The organism is Polaribacter sp. Q13 (genome assembly GCF_016858305.2).
Taxonomy (GTDB): domain Bacteria; phylum Bacteroidota; class Bacteroidia; order Flavobacteriales; family Flavobacteriaceae; genus Polaribacter.
In genome coordinates this window covers 3,328,434-3,351,634 of record NZ_CP074436.1, presented here as the reverse complement: position 1 = coordinate 3,351,634, position 23,201 = coordinate 3,328,434, and the positions used below count along the sequence as shown (strand labels likewise).

Sequence of the window (23,201 nt, the reverse complement as noted above, 5' to 3'; positions counted from 1 at the left end):
TAAATTTATTTTAGATTCTTAAGAGTACTGAAATTCAGTAAATTTAAATACTGAAACAAGTGAAGTATGACAAGATTTAATACTTTTTAGACAACCTTTTTTTTTGTAAATTAGACCAAATTATTACGACTTATTAAGCATGAAAAAACAGATATTACTCATTGCAATTTCGATATTTTATATAAATACTTATGCACAAGAAAATATTAAATGGCTTGGTTTTGAAGAAGCTATTGAATTAAACAAAAAGAACCCGAAACCTATTATAGTAGATGTATATACGGATTGGTGTGGCTATTGTAAAAAAATGGACCTCAACACCTATTCTAATATAACAATTGGCGAGTATATAAATAAAAACTTTTATGCCGTTAAACTAGATGGTGAAGACAAAAAAGATATTGTTTTTAATGATCATACGTTTAAGTTTCAAAAAGAAGGAAGGCGTGGTTATCATCAACTAGCAGCTACTTTAATGAATGGAAAAATGTCGTATCCTACTACCTTATTTTTGTCTGAAGAAGTAGAGTTAATAGATAGAATTCCGGGCTATTTAAATAAAGAAGTGATGGAAAAAGTATTAGTCTATTTTTCTGATGAATTATACAAAACAAAGAAATGGGACGAGTTTATAAAAGATTTTAAAAGTAACTTGTAAACACTGGTTACCAAAAATAAAACCACCCTATTTATACATTATTTTTGGTTTTCGTATTTCTGATATAGTAGAAATCTAATCTAAAAAACAAGAAAGGACACTAAAATGTATACTTTCTTATTTAATAGGACCTGCTATTATAGAAACTTATTTATAAAAAGCATCTAAATTAAGAGCAGAAAACCCATTATCGAAGCTGTAGATATTACATACAACAACACCACTACTAATTTAGTAGATAAATTAAAAGAGCGTTACGGGGTTTAGAAATGAAACTATATTTTAAGTTCATAAAAATTACCGCCAGCTCCATGTGCTTTTTCATCGGTAATTAATAATGTACTGTTATTTTTAAAAGCAATTCCTTCTTTTTGTGATAGATGATTTAAAGGTGTTTTTGTTAGTTTTCCAGATAAAAAATCATCGTTTTTGTAATCTGTAAAAATTAAAACCGCAGCTGGAGATAACAACGCTACTTTACTTCCATCCTTAGAAATATCTGCAGAAGTAATCCAAGAATCCATATCGTTACCATTATTAAATTCAGAAATAAATACTGCTTCATGTTTTCCTTCCTTAGCCGGAATTCGATACAAAGAGGTTTTACCAAACTCATTTTTTACTCTACTTTTAGTAAAAATATAAAATGAATTGTTATAGTAGAAAAAAGATTCAGCATCAAAAAAAAGTTGTTTCTTTTTAGGTGGAAACTTCGTTTGATTTGGATATGAAAACTTAATTTTTTCTATTTCAATTTTTTTAGAACTGTTTAAATCTTTCTGTTTTACTTTTAAAATAACTAAATTTTTTCTTTTACTATCGTTGTTTCCAAAATCACCAATATAGAGGTTTCCTTCTTCATCAGAAGTTAAATCTTCCCAATCGTTATTTTTAGCTTTTATAGTAATCTCTTTTATAATCTTCCCACTCTCCGAAACCCCATAAATTCTAGGTTTGTTTCCGCTATCATTTAGCATCCAAATTAAATTAGAGTTAGCAACCACTTCTGTACCAGAAACTTCTCCTAAGTCTTTAGCTAAGTCTGAAATAAGTTTTAAACTACCAAAATTCTGACAACTAACTAAGAACAGAAAACTAAAAATTGCAACTATTTTTTTCATCAATGCTAAAATCTATAATTAATACTTTAATAAAGAAACCCTTCAAGTTTTATAAAATCTGAAGGGTTTAATATCTATTTATTCTTTTATGTAATACGGTTTATATATCCTTCAAAAAAAAAAGGAAACTCGCTTTTCTACCAACCTCCAGAAGCGCCACCTCCACCAAAACTACCTCCACCGAAACCGCCACCAAAGCCGCCTCCGCCAAAACTACCTCCACCAGAAGAGCCTCCAAATCCGCCACCAAAGCTTCCGCCGCCTCTACCGGCGTTACTTAAAATAATGGCATCGAAAATACTTTCTGCAACAGAACCTCTTCTATAACCTCTGCCACCTTTTCCGTTATTTTTATTTCCTCTAGAAATTAAAATAAAAATGATGATCACTATAATAATAAAAATGATAACTCCAGGATCAAACCCTTCGGCATCTTTTTGACGTGTTCCTTTGAATTCGCCATTTAATGTTTTAAAAATATAATCAGATCCTTTGTCTAAACCACTATAATAATCTCCTTTTTTAAACTCCGGAATTATAATTCTTTCAATAATTCTTTTAGATAGAAAATCAGTTAAAAGATGCTCTGTTCCTCTACCTGCTTGAATGGCAATTTTTCGATCATCTTTTGCCAATAACATTAAAATACCATTGTCTTTAACCGCATCACCTATACCCCATTTCTCTCCCCAATTAGCAGCTAAATAATTAATATTTTCACCTTCGGTGGATGCTATAATTGCAATTACAATTTGTGTAGATGTAGTGTCTGAATACTGTACTAATTTACTTTCTAGACTTGTTTTTTGGTCTGCAGTTAATAATCCTACATAATCGTAAACACTAGTTTGAAATTTTGGAATTTCGGGAATTTTATATCCTTGAGAAAAAAGATTTATTCCACAAAAAAGAATTGCAAATAACATCAATTTCCTACTAAAAACTGCCAACCGAATACTGCCTACTAAATTACTCATCCTTTAGAAATTTCATTAGAAAGTTCATCTTCATCATCAATTTGCCAAGGAAAATGAACTTGTAGTTCTTTTCCTGCCTTTAAGATTCCGTCAACAATTCCTTGTTTAAAATCACCTTGTTTAAAATGATTTTGCATTACATCTTTGGTACTATTCCAAAAATCTGTAGGTACTACTTTGTTAATTCCTTTATCACCATAAATAACAAACTTCTTATCTTTTACGGCAACGTAAATCAATACCGCATTATCATCTTTGGTGTTGTTCATTTTTAGCAGGTGAAATACTTCTAACGCTCGTTCATCATGCTGCTTCTCTGAAGAAGCTTCAATATGAATACGGATTTCGCCAGAAGTATTTGTCTCTGCAACTCTAATAGCAGAAATAATTTCTTGTTCTTCTTCTGGAGATAGAAACGCTTCTACTTTAGACATATTATTGATTTTTCTTATTAAAATCGAAGTTTACATCAGGCGCATTTTCAGAACCAGCGTTTGCTTTATAACGATCCATGGCATCAAAATTAAACAGACCTGCTAATAAAGAACCTGGAAACACTTTAATGTGTTTATTATAATTATTTACACCTTCATTAAAACGATCTCTAGCAACGTTAATTCTGTTTTCTGTACCTTCTAACTGGCTTTGTAATTCTAAAAAGTTTGCATTCGCTTTTAAATCTGGGTAACGTTCTACTGAAACCAATAATTTAGATAAAGCACCACTTAAACCAGATTGCGCTTGTTGAAATTGCGCCATTTTTTCTGGAGTTAAATCTCCTGCATTAATATTTACAGAAGTTGCTTTTGCTCTTGCATTAATAACATCTGTTAACGTTTCTTTTTCAAAATCTGCTGCTCCTTGTACTGTTTTTACCAAATTACCAATTAAGTCGTTTCTACGTTGGTAAGCACTCTCTACATTAGACCATGTTGTTTTTGCATCTTCTTGTAAAACAACAGCTGTATTGTTAAAGTTTTTCCCCCAATTGTAAAGTCCGAAAACAACAACAAGGATTACTATTACTGGAATTAACCATTTTTTCATAATTTCTAAATTTTAATTTTTGATTGATTTTTTGTACTACAAAACTACCTAATATTCTTGAGAATGTAAAGAATACAAGCGTCTATCCTACAAATTAGACACACAATTACAGTAAATGTTACAATTGATTTTTAATTTTAATCAGTTCTGCCTTAACCCCTTCTAAACGGGTTATTATTTCTTGATGATCAAAAGTAGATTCTGGATTTTTTTTAAGCTTTTGTTTTGCTCCTTCTAAAGTAAAACCTCGTTCTTTTACAAGACTAAAAATTAATTTAAAATTTTTAATATCTTCTTGGGTAAATAAACGATTTCCTTTAGCATTTTTTTTAGGCTTGATAATATCAAACTCCTTTTCCCAAAAACGAACTAAAGAGGTATTCACGTTAAACGCGTTAGCTACTTCACCTATTTTATAATACCTTTTCTCTGGTAAATCTACGTACATATATTCAGTATTCAGTATTCAGTATTCAGTATTCAGTATTCAGTATTCAGTATTCAGTATTCAGTATTCAGTATTCAGTATTCAGTATTCAGTATTCAGTATTCAGTATTCAGTAGTATTCAGTATTCAGTATTCAGTATTCAGTATTCAGTATTCAGTATTCAGTATTCAGTATTCAGTATTCAGTATTCAGTATTCAGTCAGTATTCAGTATTCAGTATTCAGTATTCAGTATTCAGTATTCAGTATTCAGTATTCAGTATTCAGTATTCAGTATTCAGTATTCAGTATTCAGTATTCAGTATTCAGTATTCAGTATTCAGTATTCAGTATTCAGTATTCAGTATTCAGTATTCAGTATTCAGTATTCAGTATTCAGTATTCAGTATTCAGTATTCAGTATTCAGTATTCAGTATTCAGTATTCAGTATTCAGTATTCAGTATTCAGTATTCAGTATTCAGTATTCAGTATTCAGTATTCAGTATTCAGTATTCAGTATTCAGTATTCAGTATTCAGTATTCAGTATTCAGTATTCAGTATTCAGTATTCAGTATTCAGTATTCAGTATTCAGTATTCAGTATTCAGTATTTCAGTATTCGTAAAATTTCGAAAAAAAAAAATCTTAGTAATACTAATTCGAATTTCCTTAAAACTTATTAACTTTTTTAAAAGATTTATTTTTCTCTTTTCACTCTTGATTCTTGATTCTTGATTCTAAAACTTTGAAAAAACTAACAAATAGTCACATAAAAAACATAGATTTAGTCTTTTCGCTATTATCTAATCTCTTGTTTATTCTTTGTAAACAAAACCTTAATCGTAAGATTGTCCTTCCTCTTCTGCTGCTTTTTGCATTGCAGAAAACTCTTCTGGAGATAAATCTCCATAATAAAAACTAATAGGATTTACTGCTACACCATTTTTATGAACTTCATAATGTAAATGTGGACCAGCAGATAATCCGGTATTACCAACATAACCTATTAAATCTCCTCTTTTTACGATTTTACCTTTTTTAATTACAATTTTTTTCATGTGAGCATAAATGGTTTCATACCCATAACCATGTTCTATATAAACAACATTACCAAAAGAACTACTTCTTTGTGCTCTAATTACTTTACCGTTTGCAGTGGCATAAACAGGTGTACCAACACGCGCCGTAAAATCCATACCTTTATGCATCTTTTTGTACTTTAATATTGGATGCATTCTCATACCATAGCCAGAAGCCATTCTTGTTAAATCTTGTATCTTAACAGGTTGAATTGCAGGAATAGAAGCCAACATTTTTTCTTTTTCTTTTGCTAAAGTTACTATTTCATCTAAAGATTTAGATTGTACCACTAACTTTTTAGAAAGTATATCTATATTTTTTGTTAGCTCGGTTATCATATTAGTATTATCGAAACCTTCTAAATATTTGTATCTGTTTACACCTCCAAAACCTGCAGATCTTTGCTCTTCAGAAATAGGGTTTGCTTCAAAATAAGTTCTATATATATTATTATCTCTTACTTGCAATTGCCCCAGAATAGAAGAACTTTCATCCATTCTTTTAGAAAGCAACTCATAATGCAACTTTAAGTTTTCTAACTCTCTTTTTTGAGATCGCTCTCTTGGCGACATAATAAACTGACTAAAAATAATAAAACCAAAGAAAGCCGTTAAAAGCAAAGCTAAAACTCCGAAAACAGTTTTCTTATAGTAATCACCCTTATTTACAGCAATTTTCCTGTAAGAAAGCGTGTCTGCATCGTAATAATATTTTACTTTTGCCATATTGCTAAATATACTATTTTTGTTTTATAATGTGAGTTTTATATTTGAAACTCATTTTTATTAATTTACGAAATTACAAAATGTTTTACAACTGCTTTTTATTCGCAGTTTATTTTAAAAATAATTTAACATAATCCAACTTGTTGGAAACTTCTTTTATATGAAATCACAAGATATCCGCGCTACTTTTTTAAATTTTTTCCAAGAAAAAGCACACTTAATTGTTCCTTCTGCACCAATGGTAACCAAGGACGACCCAACTTTAATGTTCGTAAATTCTGGGATGGCGCCTTTTAAAGAATATTTCTTAGGAAATGGAGTTCCTAAAAAGAATAGAATGTCTGATTCTCAAAAATGTTTACGTGTTTCTGGTAAACATAACGATTTAGAAGAAGTAGGATATGATACCTATCACCACACTTTGTTCGAAATGTTAGGAAACTGGTCTTTTGGCGATTATTTTAAGAAAGAGGCAATTGCTTGGGCTTGGGAGTTATTAACCGAAGTTTACAAAATTGATAAAGATATTTTATATGTAACCGTTTTTGAAGGATCTGATGATGCTGATAATCTAAAAATGGATACCGAAGCATTTGATATTTGGAAACAATTTATTACTGAAGACCGTATTTTAAAAGGAAATAAAAAAGATAATTTCTGGGAAATGGGAGAGCAAGGACCTTGCGGACCGTGTTCTGAAATTCATGTAGATATTCGTTCTGCAGAAGAAAAAGCGAAAGTGGATGGTAAAACTTTAATTAATGAAGATCATCCTCAAGTAGTTGAAATTTGGAACCTTGTTTTTATGCAATACAATAGAAAAGCAAATGGTTCTTTAGTAGATTTACCAAACAAACATATTGATACAGGAATGGGATTTGAACGTTTATGTATGGTGATGCAAAACGTAAAATCTAATTACGATACAGATGTTTTTACACCGATTATTAGAGAAATCGAAATGATTACTGATGTAAAATATGGTAAAAACTTAGAACAAGATATTGCTATTCGTGTAATATCTGACCACGTTAGAGCTGTTGCATTTTCTATTGCAGACGGGCAATTACCAAGTAATACTGGTGCTGGTTACGTAATTAGAAGAATTTTAAGGCGTGCCGTGCGCTACGGTTTTACATTCTTAAACAAAAAAGAGCCTTTTATTTATAGATTAGTAGATGTTTTAAGTAAAAAAATGGGAGATGCTTTCCCTGAATTAAAAGCACAAAAACAACTAATAGAAAACGTAATTAAGGAAGAAGAAACTTCTTTTTTAAGAACTTTAGATCAAGGTTTACTTTTATTAGATAGAATTATAGAAAACACTTCTGGTAAAGAAGTTTCTGGTGATAAGGCTTTTGAATTGTATGATACTTATGGTTTTCCAATCGATTTAACATCTTTAATTCTTTCTGAAAAAGGATTCACTTTAGATGAGAAAGGGTTTGAAACTGAACTTCAAAAACAAAAAACAAGATCTAGAGCTGCTAGCGAAATGTCTACAGATGATTGGACCATCTTGGTTGATGATTCTATAGAAGAATTTATTGGTTATGATGCCTTAGAAGCAAATGTAAAAATTACAAGATACAGAAAAGTAACTTCTAAAAAAGATGGTGAAATGTATCAATTAGTATTTAACTTAACACCTTTTTACCCTGAAGGTGGAGGACAAGTTGGAGATAAAGGATATTTAGAAGATACTCGAGGAGATGTTATTTATATTCTAGATACTAAAAAAGAAAATAACGTTATTATTCATTTTACTAAAAATTTACCCAAAGACATTAAGGGTCTTTTTAAAGCTGTAGTTGATAAAAAACAACGATCTAAAACAGAATCTAATCACACAGCTACTCACTTATTACACCAAGCACTAAGAGAAGTCTTAGGAACGCATGTAGAGCAAAAAGGTTCTGCTGTACATTCTAAATATTTACGTTTCGATTTTTCTCATTTTTCTAAATTAACCGCGGAAGAATTACGCGAAGTAGAAAATTTTGTAAACAGAAGAATTGAGGGAAAACTTCCGTTAGAGGAAAGTAGAAATATTACTATGGAAAAAGCAATTGCAGATGGTGCTATGGCTTTATTCGGAGAAAAATATGGAGATACTGTTAGAGCTATAAAATTTGGTAAATCAATTGAACTTTGTGGTGGAACACACGTAAAAAACACCAGTGATATTTGGCATTTTAAAATTAAATCTGAAGGTGCCGTAGCTTCTGGAATTAGAAGAATAGAAGCGATAACGAATGATGCTGTAAAAGATTTTTATTTTGAAAATAATAAAGCTCTTTTCGAAATTAAAGATTTATTAAATAACACTAAAGAACCTGTAAAAGCTGTTCAGAAATTGCAAAATGAAAATACTGCTTTACAGAAACAAATAGAACAATTATTAAAAGATAAAGCTCAGAATTTATCTGGCGAATTAAAAAATCAAATACAAGAAATTAATGGCGTACAGTTTTTAGCTACAAAAGTAGACTTAGACCAAAACGGAATTAAAAATCTTGCTTTTGAAATAGGAAAAGAACATAAAAATGCATTCTTATTCTTTGCTTCTTCTGCAGCAAAAGACAAAGCTATGTTAACGTGTTACATTTCTAAAGAACTGGCTATTGAACGTGGCTATGATGCTGGTAAGGTAGTAAGAGAATTAGGAAAATTAATACACGGTGGTGGTGGTGGACAAAATTTCTTTGCAACAGCCGGAGGTAAAAACCCTGGTGGAATTCCGAAGGCTTTAGAAAAAGCTAAAAATTATCTAGTATAAGCATAATACTTATTTTTAAATTTAAGTTATTGATATTGCTACAGTTACTCAAAAAAAGTTATAAATTTGAAAAATTATAATTATTTTCATCTATTAATCTAAACTATGCCCCATTTAGATACTTATTCTGGTAATTGGACCACAAAACAAGCAAGTCATTTATTAAAAAGATCCTCGTTCGGTGTAACACAAAAATTAGTTACGTCCTCGGTTTCATTAGGTTTATTGGAAACTATCAATACCTTATTTAAAGAAACCCCACTACCAGGCCTTCCATTAAAATATCAATATGACGGAAAACCTGGTAGTAATGATGAAATAGAGGATCCTGGTGCAAAATATGAAGAAAGCTGGGTAAATGCACCTCCATACCCCGTAGACATACCTAGTGGTGGAAATAGAGAAAAGATTTTCGCTTCTAGAAAAAACTCTATGTATGCTTGGTCTTTTCTACAAATGCAAAATGAAGAAATGTCTATTAAGGAAAAACTCACATTATTTTGGCACAACCACTTTGTAGCTCAACATGACAATCCACACAGAGAGTTCGTTTATACAAACCTATTACGAGAAAATTCTTTAAAGAACTTTAAAGAATTGGTAAAGCAAGTAACGGTAAATCCAACCATGATGCAATACTTGAGTAATGCTTTCAACTCAGCGATTGCTCCAAATGAAAACTATGCAAGAGAATTATTAGAACTTTTTACGATTGGAAAAGGAAAAGCCGTTGGTAATGGAGATTATACAAATTATACAGAAGATGATGTTGTGGCCATCGCAAAAGTACTAACAGGATGGAGTATTACATCTTTACTTGATTCAGATCCCTTAAAACCTTATTTCAGAGATCATCGGCATACACAAGGAGATAAAATTTTATCACACAGATTTAATGATGCTATAATTTTAGAAAACGGAGAAAATGAATATAAGGATTTAATTGATACCATATTTAAACAAGATGAATGCTCAAGATTCATTACTAGAAAACTCTACAAATGGTTTGTAAGACCTGAAATAACTGCAGATATTGAAATTAATATAATTGAACCTTTATCTAAAATTGTAAGAAACAATAATTACGATATTGTACCTGCTTTAAAAACACTATTAGCATCAGATCATTTCTTCGAAAACACCTTCTGTATGATAAAAAGTCCTATAGATTTAATGTTTTCCGTTACAAAATCATTACAAGTTTCTGCTCCAACAACTTCTGTTAATGAAGAATATAATTATGCCCTATTATTATATAATACTTGTACAGATTTAAATCAGTCAATATTTCATCATCCAAATGTGGCTGGTTGGAAAGCTTATTACCAAGAACCATTATTTGATAAAATTTGGATAAACAGTTATCTACTACCTAAAAGATTAGATTTTTGCAGATTAATGGTAACGGGTGGAGATTTACTTATAGATAATCCGTATAAATCATATACCATTGCTCCTTTAGTTCCTGTTCTACAAATTGCTTCTGAAATAACAAATTCTGAAGATCCAAACATTTTAATAACAGAATTATCTAATCAGTTATTCAATTACCCTATCTCACAAAATCAAATTGATGATTTAAAAGACATCTTAATTCCTGGTTTACCAGATTATGAATGGAAAGTAGAATATACTAATTTTTTAAAGAACTCTTCAAATGAAGGTATACGAATTTCTGTAGAAAACAAACTTAGAAATTTAATTGCAATGATGGTACAAATGTCTGAATTTCAAATAATGTAATATGAAGAAGTCAAAAAAACTAAATAGAAGAGATTTTTTAAAATTAAGTACATTAGCTACTGCTTCTTTACCAATTGCACTAAGTGGTTTTCCGTTATTTGCAAGTGAAAAACCCAAAGACTTCCAATTTCTAGAAGACAATGAAAATATATTGGTTTTAATACAATTACAGGGAGGTAATGATGGCTTAAACACCGTTTTTAATAATAATCAATATGATAATTTACAGAGCGTACGTTCTAACATTATAGTACCAGAAGCTAATTTATTAAGTCTAGATAATGGCGTAGCCCTTCATCCTTCTTTAGCTGGTCTAAAAGAAATCTGGGATCATGAAAAGTTATCTATTATCCAGAATGTTGGATATCCGAATCAAAATGGATCTCACTTTAGATCTACTGATATTTGGAATTCTGCGTCCAGTTCTAATGAAAACATTACTTCTGGTTGGCTTGGACGTTTTTTTGGTGAAGAAAACTCTGAATACCCAGTAAACTATCCAAATAAAGATCATCCACACCCATTTGCAATTACTATCGGAAAAGTAGTATCAGAAACTTGCCAAGGAAAATCCGCTAATTTTTCTATGGCAGTATCAGATCCTAATAACCCAGGAACTGCTTTATTATCTAGTACAGGGGAGATTTCTTCTAATTGTTACGGAGATTCTTTAAATTACATTAATAATACAATTTCACAAACAAATGCCTATGCAGATATCGTTAAAAACGCATCTGAATCAGGTAATAATTTATCAACCAAATACGAAAATACTAACAACACTAAGTTAGCAGGAAAATTAAAAAATGTTGCAAAACTAATTTCTGGCGGATTAAAATCAAAAGTATACATTGTACAATTAGGTGGCTTTGATACTCATAACAATCAAGTTGAAGGAGGAAATGTTACAGAAGGAATTCATAGTCGATTATTAAAGGAATTATCTGATGCCATAGCGGCTTTTCAAGAAGATTTAGAATTACTAAATATTGATCAGAAAGTAGTTGGAATGACGTATTCTGAATTTGGAAGAAAAATTCGCTCCAATAATAGTTTAGGGACAGATCACGGTGCTGCTGCTCCTTTATTTTTATTTGGAACTTGTGCTAAGAACCAAGTTTTGGGTGATGCCCCAGAAATTGACACTAAAGTAGACGAAAAAGAATCAGTACAAATGCAATACGACTTTAGAAACATCTATAGTACAATTTTAACAGATTGGCTAGGTGCTACTAAACAAGAATCTACCTCCGTTTTATTTAATGAGTTTGATGCACTTCCTATATTTAAAAAAGGTTGTTCTGCTTCACTTTCTAGTGATGATTTTTTATTAAAAGAATTAGAGATCTCTGTGTATCCAAACCCTACAATTGATTCGGTTAATATTAAATTTTTAGGAAATAACGAAATCGTAAAAATTACTTTATACAATAGTATTGGTGCCGTTGTAAAACAAATTACAAGCGAAAAATATAGTTCTATACAGCATAATTTAAAAGTTGATGTTCATAATTTACCTAAAGGAAATTACTTTATACATTATCAATCTAAAGGCATTTCTAAAACTAAAAAATTATTGAAATATTAAATGAATCTACAAACAAAAATCCCATTAAAAAAAGCATCAAATAATTTAGTCTGCTTTGAATCTAAATTGATTCTTTTGGGCTCTTGTTTTTCAGAAAATATTGGAAATAAACTCAATTATTTTAAATTTCAATCTAACCAAAATCCATTCGGAATTCTATTTCACCCAAAAGCAATTGAAAATTTAATTACAAATGCTATAAATGAAAAAGAATACACAGAAACGGATTTAATCTTCCAAAATGAACGTTGGCATAGTTTTGATGCTCATTCTAGTTTAAGCACTACTAATAAAGATGAGATTTTAAACAACTTAAACGCTGTAATTTCATCAACAAAAAAAGAATTAGAGGAAGCAACACATATTATAATTACTCTAGGCACTGCTTGGGTATATCGTTTTATTGAAACAGATAAAATTGTTGCAAATTGTCATAAAATTCCACAGAAAAAATTTTTAAAAGAATTACTTTCAGTTGATGAAATTACGGAAAGTTTAGAGGCTATAATTGTACTTTTAAAAGCTATTAATAAAGATATACATGTACTTTTTACGGTTTCTCCTGTAAGGCATTTAAAAGACGGTTTTGTAGAGAACACTCAAAGTAAAGCACATTTAATTACTGCCATACACAATATACTTAATGAAGATAACGTCTCTTATTTTCCTTCTTATGAAATAATGATGGACGAATTAAGAGATTATCGTTTTTATGCAGAAGACATGGTACACCCCAACAAAACTGCCATTAATTATATTTGGGAAAAATTTGTTGCTACTTGGTTTTCTGAAGAGGCTACTTTAATAATGAAAGAGGTAGAAATAATTCAAAAAGGAATTTCTCATAGACCTTTTAATCCAAATTCCATACAACATCAACAGTTTTTAAAAAATTTAGAAGTTAAAAAAGACAAGTTAAATACTCAATTCTCTTTTATCACTTTTTAAAAATACCTAAATAATTAACTACTATTTACTTTAAAAAAAAATTACACTTAAAAAGTATATTTAATTTAAAAAATGTATCTTTATAATAAATAACATTATCCCCTAAATGATGAAAAAAGTATTAATTGGAATAACTTCAGGACTTTTAATAGGTATGTTTGTAACATCAATTTTTGTTACAGATGAAATTAGTGCATTAGAACTAATTCTAACAAAAATTACTATAACCTCAGTAATAACAGGACTTTTTTGCGGTACTTATGCGCTTTTAACAAAATCTAAACTAAAGGTATTTCTTGTTTCTATTGCTATAGGAATTACTATTTTCTACCTAAAATATCTTATTACTGGTCATGATTTTAATCCAATTACAATGGGAGCCTTTGTTGGCTCAATACTTGGCGGAACATTTGCTGTCATAAGAAAACTATCCCACTCTTTAAAAGTATACATTAGACTACAAAGACATAGAAAAATGGGGTTTAGTAGAAGAAAAAATCACTCCGTTTTTTACAAAAAAATAGAATCATAACAAATTAGTTACAATTCTATTTTATTTATAATACAAAAATAAATAATCGGTATGAATCGATTATCTAAAGTTTATTTATCAGAAACGTGTTGATCTACGTTTTGCCAAGGTCCTCCATTAATTACATCTACTCCATTTTTAGCTAAAAACTGAGTAGCTTGCCCACTTCTTGCTCCACTTCTACAAACAGCAATTACTGGTTTGTTCCAAGCTTTAATTTTATCAATTTCTAAAGGAATAACAGTTAAAACCACATGTTTTGCACCTGCTGTATGTCCTTCATCCCACTCCTCTTTTGTTCTTACATCTAGAATTATAGCTCCTTTTTCTAAGTATTCTTTAATTTCTGCACTCATATCTTTTCTTTTAAACATGTCAAATAGACCCATGTTGTTTTTATTTTAATATTAAACTTAGCACAAAACTAATCCATTTTCAATTAGGTTTGTGTAGCTTTTGTTACATTTTAACTCTTCTAATCTTTCTAAAATGGTCTAAAGAATAGAAAGATTATTTTGCAAAGCTACTTCATATAATTCTAAAGTCAATAACCAATCCAATTGAAATTGAGTTTTTAACTGATTAAAAATTTCTATTATTTTTTTATTTGCAAAAGAATGTTTCTCCCCTTATCCTTATAACACTCCTTATTAAAGCAATATAATTGTTGTTTATTTTAACGTTCATTTACGTTATCGGTTTCGTAAAAAAACGAGAAAATCAATAAAAACAATGAAATTTTCCTTAATTTTACTTTTCAATTTTAAGACAATGAACAAGAAAGTTATCCTTATGATTTTGGATGGTTGGGGAATTACGCAAGACCCTAAAGTATCTGCTATTTACAACGCAAAAACACCTTTTATTAATAGTTTATATGACAAGTATCCAAACGCTCAATTAAGAACAGATGGAGAACATGTAGGTTTACCTGAAGGACAAATGGGTAATTCTGAAGTAGGACATATGAATTTGGGTGCTGGTAGAATTGTGTATCAGAATTTAGCGCGTATCAATAAAGCTGTAAAAGAAAATACTTTAGGTAAAGAAAAGGTATTATTAGATACTTTTAAATATGCTAAAGAAAATAATAAAGACGTTCATTTATTAGGACTAGTTTCTAATGGAGGAATTCATGCACATATTAATCACTTAAAAGGATTATTAGATGTTGCTAAAGAAAATGAAGTAGATAATGTGTATTTACACGCATTTACAGATGGTAGAGATTGCGATCCAAAATCTGCTCCTTATTTCTTAAAAGAAGTGCAAGAACACATGGACAAAAGCACTGGTGAAATAGCAACTGTAACAGGTCGTTATTATGCTATGGATAGAGATAACCGTTGGGAACGTGTAAAAGAAGCGTACGATGGTGTGGTAAATGCAGTTGGTACCAAAACAACAAATGTTATTGATACTATAAACGCAAATTACGAAGCAGGTATCACAGATGAGTTTCACAAACCAATCATTGTAACAAATGAAGATGGTTCTCCGAAAGCTCAAATTAAAGAAGGTGATGTTGTACTTTTCTTTAACTACAGAACAGATAGAGGTAGAGAATTGACAAATGCTTTGTCTCAAAATGATTTCCCAGAATTTGGAATGAAAAAATTAGACCTTTATTACACAACCATCACTTTATATGATGCAAGTTTTAAAGGAATTAACGTGATCTATAATACCGATAATATTAAAAATACGTTAGGTGAAGTTTTATCTAATGCAGGTAAAAAACAGATTCGAATTGCAGAGACAGAAAAATATCCACACGTTACTTTTTTCTTTTCAGGAGGACAAGAGACTCCGTTTGAAGGAGAATCTAGAATTTTAAGAAATTCGCCAAAAGTAGCTACCTATGATCTAAAACCAGAAATGTCTGCATACGAATTAAAAGATGCTTTGTGTATAGATTTAAAGAAAGGTGAAGCAGATTTTGTTTGCTTAAACTTTGCTAATGGAGATATGGTTGGTCATACCGGAATGATGGACGCTGCTATTAAAGCTTGTGAAGCTGTAGATATTTGTGCTAAAGAAGTTATAGAAACTGGTTTAGATAATGGATATTCTATTTTATTAATTGCAGATCACGGTAACTGTGAAACCATGATGAATCCTGATGGATCTCCTCATACAGCACACACTACAAACCCAGTTCCTTTTATTTTAATTGATAAAGAAATTAAGTCTGTAAAGAGTGGTGTTTTAGGTGATATTGCTCCTACAATCTTAGATTTAATGGATGTAGCACAACCAAAAGAAATGACACAACATTCTTTATTATAATCATATTTAAAAAAAAATGAAAAGACTTTTTATATTAGCTTTTGTAGTAATACTATCATCTTGTAACGTACAACAGAAAGTAATTAAAACTCAAAAAGTAACCGCAACAAAGAATCAAAGTGGCGATTTAATTGGATTAGCTAACAAAGAGTCTTTTCAACAAACCCCATACAGCACTTGGTTTAATCAAAAGTTTGATACATACACTCCAGACGCAACCACTATTACATCCCTTAAAAAGGAATTAAAAGGAGTTAAAATTAAAGGTTTTATGGGGACTTGGTGTGGAGATAGTAAAAGAGAAACCCCGCATTTATACAAAATTTTAGAACAAGCAGATTTTAATTTAAATAATTTTGAATTAGTTACTGTAAACAGAAGTAAAAAAACACCAGATAACTTACAAGAAGGTTTAGACATTAAAAGAGTACCAACTTTTATCTTTTATAAAGAAGGAAAAGAAATTGGTAGATTTGTTGAATATGCTCGAGAAACTTTAGAAAAAGACATCTTAAAAATTGTTTCAGGAAAAGCATACAAACATTCTTACCAAAAATAATAAATGCTACCAACAAACCCTTTAATTATTGCTGTAGATTTTGATGGTACCATTGTAGAAGATGCGTATCCTAAAATTGGTGAAGAAATAATTTTTGCTTTTCATACCTTAAAGAAACTACAGTCTCAAGGTCATAGATTAATTTTATGGACCTACAGACATGGTAAAAGATTAGATGAAGCTGTTGCTTTCTGCAAAGAAAATAATATTGAATTTTATGCCATAAATAAGAATTTCCCAGAAGAGGAATATGATGAAAAACACAGCCGTAAAATTCATGCCGATTTATTTATAGATGATAGAAATGTTGGTGGTTTTTTAGGGTGGACAGAAATACACAAAGCTATTTTTAACTACGAGCCACCTGAAAAAAAGAAAAAAGGATTTTTCTCTTTTTTCAAATAGACAAACCCTCCTATTTTACCTAAAATGTAGTAAATTTGTCTTTCAATTTATTTAAAATGATTAAGATAAAAACAAGAGAAGAGATAGAATTGTTGCGCGAAAGTGCCCTAATCGTTTCTAAAACATTAGGTATGCTTGCAAAAGAAGTAAAACCTGGAGTTTCTACTTTATATTTAGACAAACTTGCAGAAGACTTTATTAGATCTGAAGGTGCTGTACCTGGTTTCTTAGGCTTATATGATTTTCCAAATTCACTTTGTATGAGTCCTAATTCTCAAGTAGTACACGGTATTCCAAATAAAAACCCACTAATAGAAGGCGATATTATTTCTATAGATTGTGGCGCATATAAAAATGGTTTTCACGGAGATCATGCCTATACTTTTGCCGTTGGAGAGATTGAACCGGCTACAAGAAAACTACTAGATGTAACAAGAGCTAGTTTATATGTAGGTATTCGTGAATTTAAAGCAGGTAACAGAGTTGGTGATGTAGGTTATGCTATTCAAAAATTTTCTGAAGATCATGGCTATGGAGTTGTAAGAGAACTAGTAGGACATGGTTTAGGAAGAGAAATGCACGAAGATCCAGAAATGCCTAACTACGGAAAAAGAGGTAGAGGTAAAAAGTTTGCAGAAGGAATGGTAGTTGCCATAGAACCAATGACAAACTTAGGTACTCATAAAATTAGACAACATTCTGATGGCTGGACAATTACAACTTTAGACAACAAACCTTCTGCCCACTTTGAGCATGATGTTGCTATTGTTAACGGAAAACCAGAACTTCTTTCTACATTTAAATATGTACATGACGTATTAGGGATTGTTACCGATGAGGAAGACGAATTCAGACAATAAAACAGACACTAATTTCACTAATTGTCACTAAAAAATAAACTTTAATTTCACCAAAAAAATTGAAATCTGAACTTCTACATAAACAGGAATCATATAACATTATTGGTTCCTGCATGGAAGTTCATAAAGAATTAGGAAAAGGTTTTAGTGAAATTATTTATGGTGATGCTTTAGAAATTGAATTTAAAAGACGTGGAATTTTATATCAAAGGGAAGTAAAATTTCAAATATTATATAAAGGAGAAAAATTGTCTCATTATTATTTTGCTGATTTTGTTATCGATAATAAAATAATACTTGAAATTAAAGCAATTGAATGTTTAACAAACAGCCATATAAAACAAACTCTTAATTATTTAGCTGCATCAAAAATAAAACTAGGCTTATTAGTTAATTTTGGTGAAGATAGTTTAACCTACAAAAGAGTAATTTTATAACTCTCATTTTGTGTAATCCGTGTAATTCGTGTCTATTTTTAAATCCATTCTAAATACCATCCCAAGACCTTGGTTAATAAAAGCTAGTTATCTAGTAAGGCCAATTATTGCTTTTTCTTTAAAGGGCGATAAATTTACGGATCCTATAGATGGTAAGAGTTTTCGTAAGTTTTTACCTTACGGATACGGTAAGCAACGAGAAAACGCACTTTCTCCTTCTACCCTATCTTTAGAAAGACATCGATTAATGTGGTTATTTTTAAGAGATGAGACAGACTTTTTTACATCAACCAAAAAACTAAAAACCTTACACATTGCGCCAGAACAATGTTTTTTAGATATTTTTAGAAAACAAAAAAACTTAACTTATACCACTTCAGATTTAGAATCTCCAATTGCAGATGTTAAAGCAGATATTTGCGACTTACCTTTTGATGACAACTCGTTTGATGTTGTTTTCTGTAATCATGTCTTAGAACACATTACAGACGACACCAAGGCAATGCAAGAACTTTTTAGAGTAATGAAAAAAGGTGGATTTGGTATATTTCAGATTCCGCAAGATTTATCAAGAGAAAAAACGTTTGAAGATGATTCTATCACAGACAAAAAAAAGCGTGCTGAGATTTTTGGACAATATGATCATGTAAGAGTGTACGGTAGAGATTATTTTAACAAGTTACGTTCTATAGGTTTTAAAGTTGAGGAAATTGATTACACAAAAAAAATCGCTCCAGAAAAACTAGAACGATTTTGTTTAATGAAAGGAGAAATTCTCCCCGTATGCTATAAAGATTAATTGTCTTTATTTTTTCTTAAAAACTCACCCAACTTCTCTAACTCTTCATCTCCCATAACAATTACATTATTTCTAGAAATTTGGTATTTTCCTCCCTCTAATTTCACTACTTTAGAATCTCCTACATATTTCTCATAAGCATCTTTAGCAACACTTACTTTAGCTCCTTCTTGGTTTATCTAAATAACTTTACCTTTTTTAATTGCCTGAAACTTTTCTTCATAAAAAGCACCAACATACTCATAACCACCATCTGAACTTAATATTTTTTTATTAGTAGAACATAAAAAAGAATGTACATTATGGTTCCCATCAAAATATAATGGATGCATTCGCCCTCCTAAATGACCTCCAAAATCATACCATTCTTTGTTTATTTTAACTTCTCCATCTTTATTATATTTATCTATTACATCTTCCCTTTTTAAGGTTTTTAAGAGTTCCGTTTCATTAGAAATTCTAACAATTTTTTTCACATTTAAGTCATAAACCATTGGTTCAAAAGAGTTATTTGGGTAAGTAACCAATCTTCCATTTCCTCTTGGCAACATTACCTGACCATAATGTGTGGCAAGGGAATTAAACTCTGACACATTTGGCAAAAGAAAACCTTTTTTATCATTTGTATTAAAACAGTAAATTTTACTAGCTTCCTCTTTTTTATTTTTTAAAAGGATAAAACCCTCAGAACTAATTGCATCTTTAAAATCTGTAGCTTCTACAATAATTCTCCCCATATCATCTACAACTCCAAAATTTCCATCTTTCGAATATAACGCAACATTATTCGCATTAAAACGATAAATACTATCTACTTTTAAAGACAACGATTCAGACTTTTTCTTCCAAAACATTTTTAAGGAGTCTATTTTTTGGTGCTCCTTTTCTTTCTTGATACGCTCATATTCTTCCTTTTTCATCTTTGCTTCTAACTCTTCAATTGTTTCCTGAATTAAAATAAGATTCTCTAAGTTATTCGTATATTCTTCTGAAGCTTTATTTGTAGTAAGTAAAAAGTATTGTTTATTGTAAGTTTCTGACTTTTTTAAAAAATCTAGTTTTTCTTTATCCGTCTCCTGATATAAATGATTTTCATAATAGATTAATGAAGCTAGAGTGGCTAAATCACTTTCTGTTATAGTATCAACATACTTCAATGCTTTTTCAAATTGAACCAAAGCCCCTTTGTAATTAATACTTGTTTCTATAGCTTCCTTTGCTCTTTTTATATACACACCAGCAATGTCTTTATTAGACTGAGCATTAGTAAGTGCAAAAGAAATTAAGCATAAAAGTATAAGAAGTAATTTTTTCATAGCAATACCAATTATTCTAAGTTATAAATTAAAATGCAATATAACAAAAACAGAAGGTAAAAGCCTAACTACCAGTAAGCATTTGTCTTATATTCCTTTAAAACACCATTCTTATCCATATACAATAAAATAGCATCTATATTTTTATGGTTGTTTAAAAATTCTTTTGCCTTATTAAGCCCCATTGCCATAAAAGAGGTAGCATAAGCATCTGTATCAGCACAATCTAAACTAGCTATTACGGACGCACTTAACAAATTACTTTCTATTGCATAACCTGTTTTAGGATTTACTGTATGCACATATTTTTGTCCATCTTTGGTAACTCTAAATTTTCTATAATTACCAGAAGTAGCCATCGATTTATTAGATAAGTTTATATTTCTATACCCTTTTATACTATCTTTTTTAATAGGATTGACTAACTTTATAACCCAAGGGTGGTTTTCTTTTTTTATGCCTTTAGCACGTATTTCGCCACCGATTTCTATTAAATAATTAGAAATATTTTTACTATTAAAAAAACGAGCTACCTCATCAATTCCAAATCCTTTGGCTATAGAATTAAAATCTAAATAAATATGAGCATCTTGTTTTTTAACCTTACCATCAACAATAGTTACTTTATCTAAACCAACATATTGCATTTCTTCTTTTACCTGATCTTTAGTTAAATTTATTTTTTCTTTTTTAGGACCAAAACCCCAAGCATTTACAAGATTTCCAACAGTTGGATCAAAATAACCATCGGTTTCTTTATAAATTCTTTTAGATTTCATAAAAACTTCTAAAAATAAATCGTCCACAACAACCGTAGAATCTCCTCTATTAATTCTAGAAATATCTGAGCTAGAGATATAAGTTGATAAGGATTTGTTCATTAAAAAAAACAAACTATCAATAGATTTTTGATAGTTCTTAGCACCATTTAAATACGTTATTTTATAGGATGTTCCAAAAACATATCCCTTTAATGTAAAGTCTTTAGTCTTATCTTCTTTAGAACAAGAAAAAAAAACCATTATAAACAGCATAAGAATAATTTTATATTTTGACATCATAACCTTTAGAATCTTTATACAAAAGTAGAACATAAAGTTTTCATAAAATATCATTAATAGTACTTTTTATAGCTACAATTTGTTAAATTTGTTAACTGAATTAAATATCTTATCAATGAAAAAAATATCATTCTTATTATTAACTGCTATCGTAGTGAGTTCTTGTGTTTCTAAAAAAGAATTTGTTACGCTACAAACAGAACATGACAAAACTAAAACAGAATTAGTAAATGTAAAAGCTAATTTACAAAAGTGTTTAATTGAAAACGAAAAAGAATCTACTAAGGCATTCTCGTTATCAGAACAAGTAAAAACGCTAAAAGAAGATAAAAAAGGAGCTTTAAAACAAGTAGAAAACTTAACTGTTTTAACGCAATCTTCTTCTGATAATATTAAAAATGTTATTTCACAGTTAAGTGAAAAAGACAAATACATTAATGGTGTTAGAAAAGCAATGACTCAAAAAGATTCATTAAATCTTGCTATTAAGTATCATTTAACTAAAAACTTAACAAACGGAATTCAAGATAAAGACATCGAAGTAAACGTAGAAAAAACAGTAGTATTTATTTCTATTTCGGATAAACTATTGTTTAAAAGCGGAAGTTATAATGTAAATACTAGCGCATACTCTGTTTTAGAAAAAATTGCAAAAGTAATTAATGACCAACCAGAAATGGAAGTTATGATTGAAGGTCATACAGATACTACACCAATAAAAAGAAATTTAATTCAAGATAACTGGGATTTATCTGTGTTAAGAGCAACTTCTATAACAAGAGTTTTACAATATAAATTTGGAGTAGTTCCAGCTAGATTAATTGCTGCAGGTAGAAGCCAATACATACCATTAGTGCCTAACAACTCTAGTGCTAATAAAGCGAAAAACAGAAGAACAAAAATTATTATTATGCCTAAATTAAATCAATTCTTTGATTTATTAGAGCAAGATTCTGATAAATAATTCTTTTTGAAAAAATAGTTAAAAACCATCTGAAATTCAGATGGTTTTTTGTTTAAAAAAATCTTTATTAAAAATTTAAAAATGGAAAATTTAAAAAACAAAAAAGCCATTATAACAGGTGGTGGAAGAGGATTAGGAAAAGCAACCGCAATAGCCTTTGCAAAAGAAGGAATAGAGGTAGCAATAACAGGTAGAAATGAAACCGTTTTAAAAGAAACTGTTTCTGAACTAAAAGCATTTGGCGTAAATGCTATTTATGAAGTATTTGATGTTGGTGTTTACGAAGAAGTTAAAACAGGAATCAAAAACATTATAGATGCTTTAGGTACTGTAGATATTTTAGTAAACAATGCTGGAATTGCTGCTTTTGGTTCTTTAAACGACATGGAAGTTAGCAAATGGACTCAAATTATACAAACCAATGTTATGGGAATGTATCATGTAACAAAAGAAGTTTTACCTTATTTAATTGATAAAAATGAAGGTGATATTTTTAATGTAGCGTCTACTGCAGGACTATCTGGAAACGCAACTACATCTGCATATTCTGCCTCTAAATTTGCAGTTATAGGTATGTCGGAATCTTTAATGAAAGAAGTTCGTAAAAACAACATTAGAGTTTGTACACTAACACCAAGTACAATTGCTTCTGATATGTCTATAGAACTAGGTATTGCAAACAAAGATTCTGAAGACTCTGTTTTACAGCCAGAAGATTTTGCTGAGTTAATTGTAGCTGGATTAAAATTACCAAGAAGAGCCATGCTTAAAGGTGCTTCTTTATGGTCTACAAATCCATAACAAATAAAAAAATATCATTAAAAAATGATTGTATTTTAATTTAAAATAGTTTTTATACTATTTAAAAACCACTCAACAGAGTG

Annotated in this window: 23 protein-coding genes; 14 read left to right on the top strand and 9 right to left on the bottom strand. The window is 29.9% G+C overall.

Annotated elements, in window-relative coordinates; all coding sequences use genetic code 11:
• Window positions 1–139 precede the first annotated feature (139 nt).
• On the top strand, window positions 140–658 hold the full coding sequence (locus tag JOP69_RS14120) for a DUF255 domain-containing protein (RefSeq protein ID WP_203394797.1): 519 nt from the start codon (window positions 140–142) through the stop codon (window positions 656–658).
• 275 nt (window positions 659–933) lie between these two features.
• Here JOP69_RS14120 and JOP69_RS14115 read toward each other — a convergent pair whose 3' ends face one another.
• From JOP69_RS14115 to JOP69_RS14090, 6 genes are all read right to left on the bottom strand, one after another.
• Window positions 934–1,779, bottom strand: coding sequence for a hypothetical protein (locus tag JOP69_RS14115; RefSeq protein ID WP_249989690.1), 846 nt, complete (start codon window positions 1,777–1,779; stop codon window positions 934–936).
• Between the two features lie 137 nt (window positions 1,780–1,916).
• Window positions 1,917–2,705, bottom strand: a complete 789-nt coding sequence (locus JOP69_RS14110; RefSeq protein ID WP_203394848.1) for a YgcG family protein — start codon at window positions 2,703–2,705, stop codon at window positions 1,917–1,919.
• 47 nt (window positions 2,706–2,752) lie between these two features.
• On the bottom strand, window positions 2,753–3,190 hold the full coding sequence (locus JOP69_RS14105) for a TPM domain-containing protein (RefSeq protein ID WP_203394795.1): 438 nt from the start codon (window positions 3,188–3,190) through the stop codon (window positions 2,753–2,755).
• Window position 3,191: 1 nt separating this feature from the next.
• The gene (locus tag JOP69_RS14100; RefSeq protein ID WP_203394794.1) at window positions 3,192–3,803 is read right to left on the bottom strand and encodes a LemA family protein; all 612 of its coding nucleotides are present in this window, start codon (window positions 3,801–3,803) and stop codon (window positions 3,192–3,194) included.
• A 118-nt stretch (window positions 3,804–3,921) separates the two neighbouring features.
• A complete protein-coding gene (locus JOP69_RS14095; RefSeq protein WP_203394793.1) occupies window positions 3,922–4,251 on the bottom strand; it encodes a MerR family transcriptional regulator in 330 nt (109 codons plus the stop codon).
• Window positions 4,252–5,068: 817 nt separating this feature from the next.
• A complete protein-coding gene (locus tag JOP69_RS14090) occupies window positions 5,069–6,037 on the bottom strand; it encodes a M23 family metallopeptidase (RefSeq protein ID WP_203393160.1) in 969 nt (322 codons plus the stop codon).
• Between the two features lie 160 nt (window positions 6,038–6,197).
• Between JOP69_RS14090 and alaS the strand changes: the two genes are divergently transcribed.
• The 5 genes from alaS to JOP69_RS14065 all read left to right on the top strand — a co-directional run bounded on the left by alaS (window position 6,198) and on the right by JOP69_RS14065 (window position 13,627).
• Window positions 6,198–8,816 (top strand): alanine--tRNA ligase, encoded by a 2,619-nt coding sequence (gene alaS, locus JOP69_RS14085; protein WP_203393161.1) that lies wholly within the window; start codon window positions 6,198–6,200, stop codon window positions 8,814–8,816.
• Between the two features lie 105 nt (window positions 8,817–8,921).
• Window positions 8,922–10,559, top strand: a complete 1,638-nt coding sequence (locus JOP69_RS14080; protein WP_203393162.1) for a DUF1800 family protein — start codon at window positions 8,922–8,924, stop codon at window positions 10,557–10,559.
• A 1-nt stretch (window position 10,560) separates the two neighbouring features.
• Window positions 10,561–12,147 (top strand): DUF1501 domain-containing protein, encoded by a 1,587-nt coding sequence (locus tag JOP69_RS14075; RefSeq protein WP_203393163.1) that lies wholly within the window; start codon window positions 10,561–10,563, stop codon window positions 12,145–12,147.
• On the top strand, window positions 12,148–13,095 hold the full coding sequence (locus JOP69_RS14070) for a GSCFA domain-containing protein (protein ID WP_203393164.1): 948 nt from the start codon (window positions 12,148–12,150) through the stop codon (window positions 13,093–13,095). It begins immediately after the preceding gene.
• Window positions 13,096–13,201: 106 nt separating this feature from the next.
• Window positions 13,202–13,627, top strand: coding sequence for a hypothetical protein (locus JOP69_RS14065; protein WP_203393165.1), 426 nt, complete (start codon window positions 13,202–13,204; stop codon window positions 13,625–13,627).
• Between the two features lie 71 nt (window positions 13,628–13,698).
• Here JOP69_RS14065 and JOP69_RS14060 read toward each other — a convergent pair whose 3' ends face one another.
• A complete protein-coding gene (locus JOP69_RS14060; RefSeq protein WP_203393166.1) occupies window positions 13,699–13,983 on the bottom strand; it encodes a rhodanese-like domain-containing protein in 285 nt (94 codons plus the stop codon).
• Window positions 13,984–14,398: 415 nt separating this feature from the next.
• Between JOP69_RS14060 and gpmI the strand changes: the two genes are divergently transcribed.
• The 6 genes from gpmI to JOP69_RS14030 are packed head-to-tail and all read left to right on the top strand — an operon-like array spanning window position 14,399 to window position 18,976.
• On the top strand, window positions 14,399–15,916 hold the full coding sequence (gene gpmI, locus JOP69_RS14055; protein ID WP_203393167.1) for a 2,3-bisphosphoglycerate-independent phosphoglycerate mutase: 1,518 nt from the start codon (window positions 14,399–14,401) through the stop codon (window positions 15,914–15,916).
• 16 nt (window positions 15,917–15,932) lie between these two features.
• Window positions 15,933–16,475, top strand: a complete 543-nt coding sequence (locus JOP69_RS14050) for a thioredoxin family protein (RefSeq protein WP_203393168.1) — start codon at window positions 15,933–15,935, stop codon at window positions 16,473–16,475.
• Window positions 16,476–16,478: 3 nt separating this feature from the next.
• Complete coding sequence (locus tag JOP69_RS14045; RefSeq protein ID WP_203393169.1) at window positions 16,479–16,880, top strand: BT0820 family HAD-type phosphatase; 402 nt, start codon at window positions 16,479–16,481, stop codon at window positions 16,878–16,880.
• 56 nt (window positions 16,881–16,936) lie between these two features.
• Entirely contained in the window at window positions 16,937–17,740 is an 804-nt protein-coding gene (gene map, locus JOP69_RS14040; RefSeq protein WP_203393170.1) for a type I methionyl aminopeptidase, read from the top strand.
• Between the two features lie 59 nt (window positions 17,741–17,799).
• Window positions 17,800–18,177 carry a GxxExxY protein gene (locus JOP69_RS14035; protein ID WP_262501899.1) on the top strand — a complete coding sequence of 126 codons (378 nt, stop codon included), beginning with the start codon at window positions 17,800–17,802 and terminating at the stop codon, window positions 18,175–18,177.
• Between the two features lie 28 nt (window positions 18,178–18,205).
• The gene (locus JOP69_RS14030) at window positions 18,206–18,976 is read left to right on the top strand and encodes a class I SAM-dependent methyltransferase (RefSeq protein WP_203393171.1); all 771 of its coding nucleotides are present in this window, start codon (window positions 18,206–18,208) and stop codon (window positions 18,974–18,976) included.
• 179 nt (window positions 18,977–19,155) lie between these two features.
• Here the strand turns inward: JOP69_RS14030 and JOP69_RS14025 are convergent, their stop codons facing one another.
• Complete coding sequence (locus JOP69_RS14025; RefSeq protein WP_203393172.1) at window positions 19,156–20,292, bottom strand: hypothetical protein; 1,137 nt, start codon at window positions 20,290–20,292, stop codon at window positions 19,156–19,158.
• 68 nt (window positions 20,293–20,360) lie between these two features.
• Window positions 20,361–21,326 carry an FAD:protein FMN transferase gene (locus JOP69_RS14020; RefSeq protein WP_249989030.1) on the bottom strand — a complete coding sequence of 322 codons (966 nt, stop codon included), beginning with the start codon at window positions 21,324–21,326 and terminating at the stop codon, window positions 20,361–20,363.
• A 142-nt stretch (window positions 21,327–21,468) separates the two neighbouring features.
• On the opposite strand from JOP69_RS14020, the gene JOP69_RS14015 reads away from it, so the two are divergent.
• Both JOP69_RS14015 and JOP69_RS14010 read left to right on the top strand, forming a co-directional pair.
• Window positions 21,469–22,317, top strand: a complete 849-nt coding sequence (locus tag JOP69_RS14015) for an OmpA family protein (RefSeq protein WP_203393173.1) — start codon at window positions 21,469–21,471, stop codon at window positions 22,315–22,317.
• An 81-nt stretch (window positions 22,318–22,398) separates the two neighbouring features.
• Window positions 22,399–23,118: a 3-ketoacyl-ACP reductase gene (locus JOP69_RS14010; RefSeq protein WP_203393174.1), complete on the top strand. Its 720-nt coding sequence runs from the start codon at window positions 22,399–22,401 to the stop codon at window positions 23,116–23,118.
• Window positions 23,119–23,201: the final 83 nt, after the last annotated feature.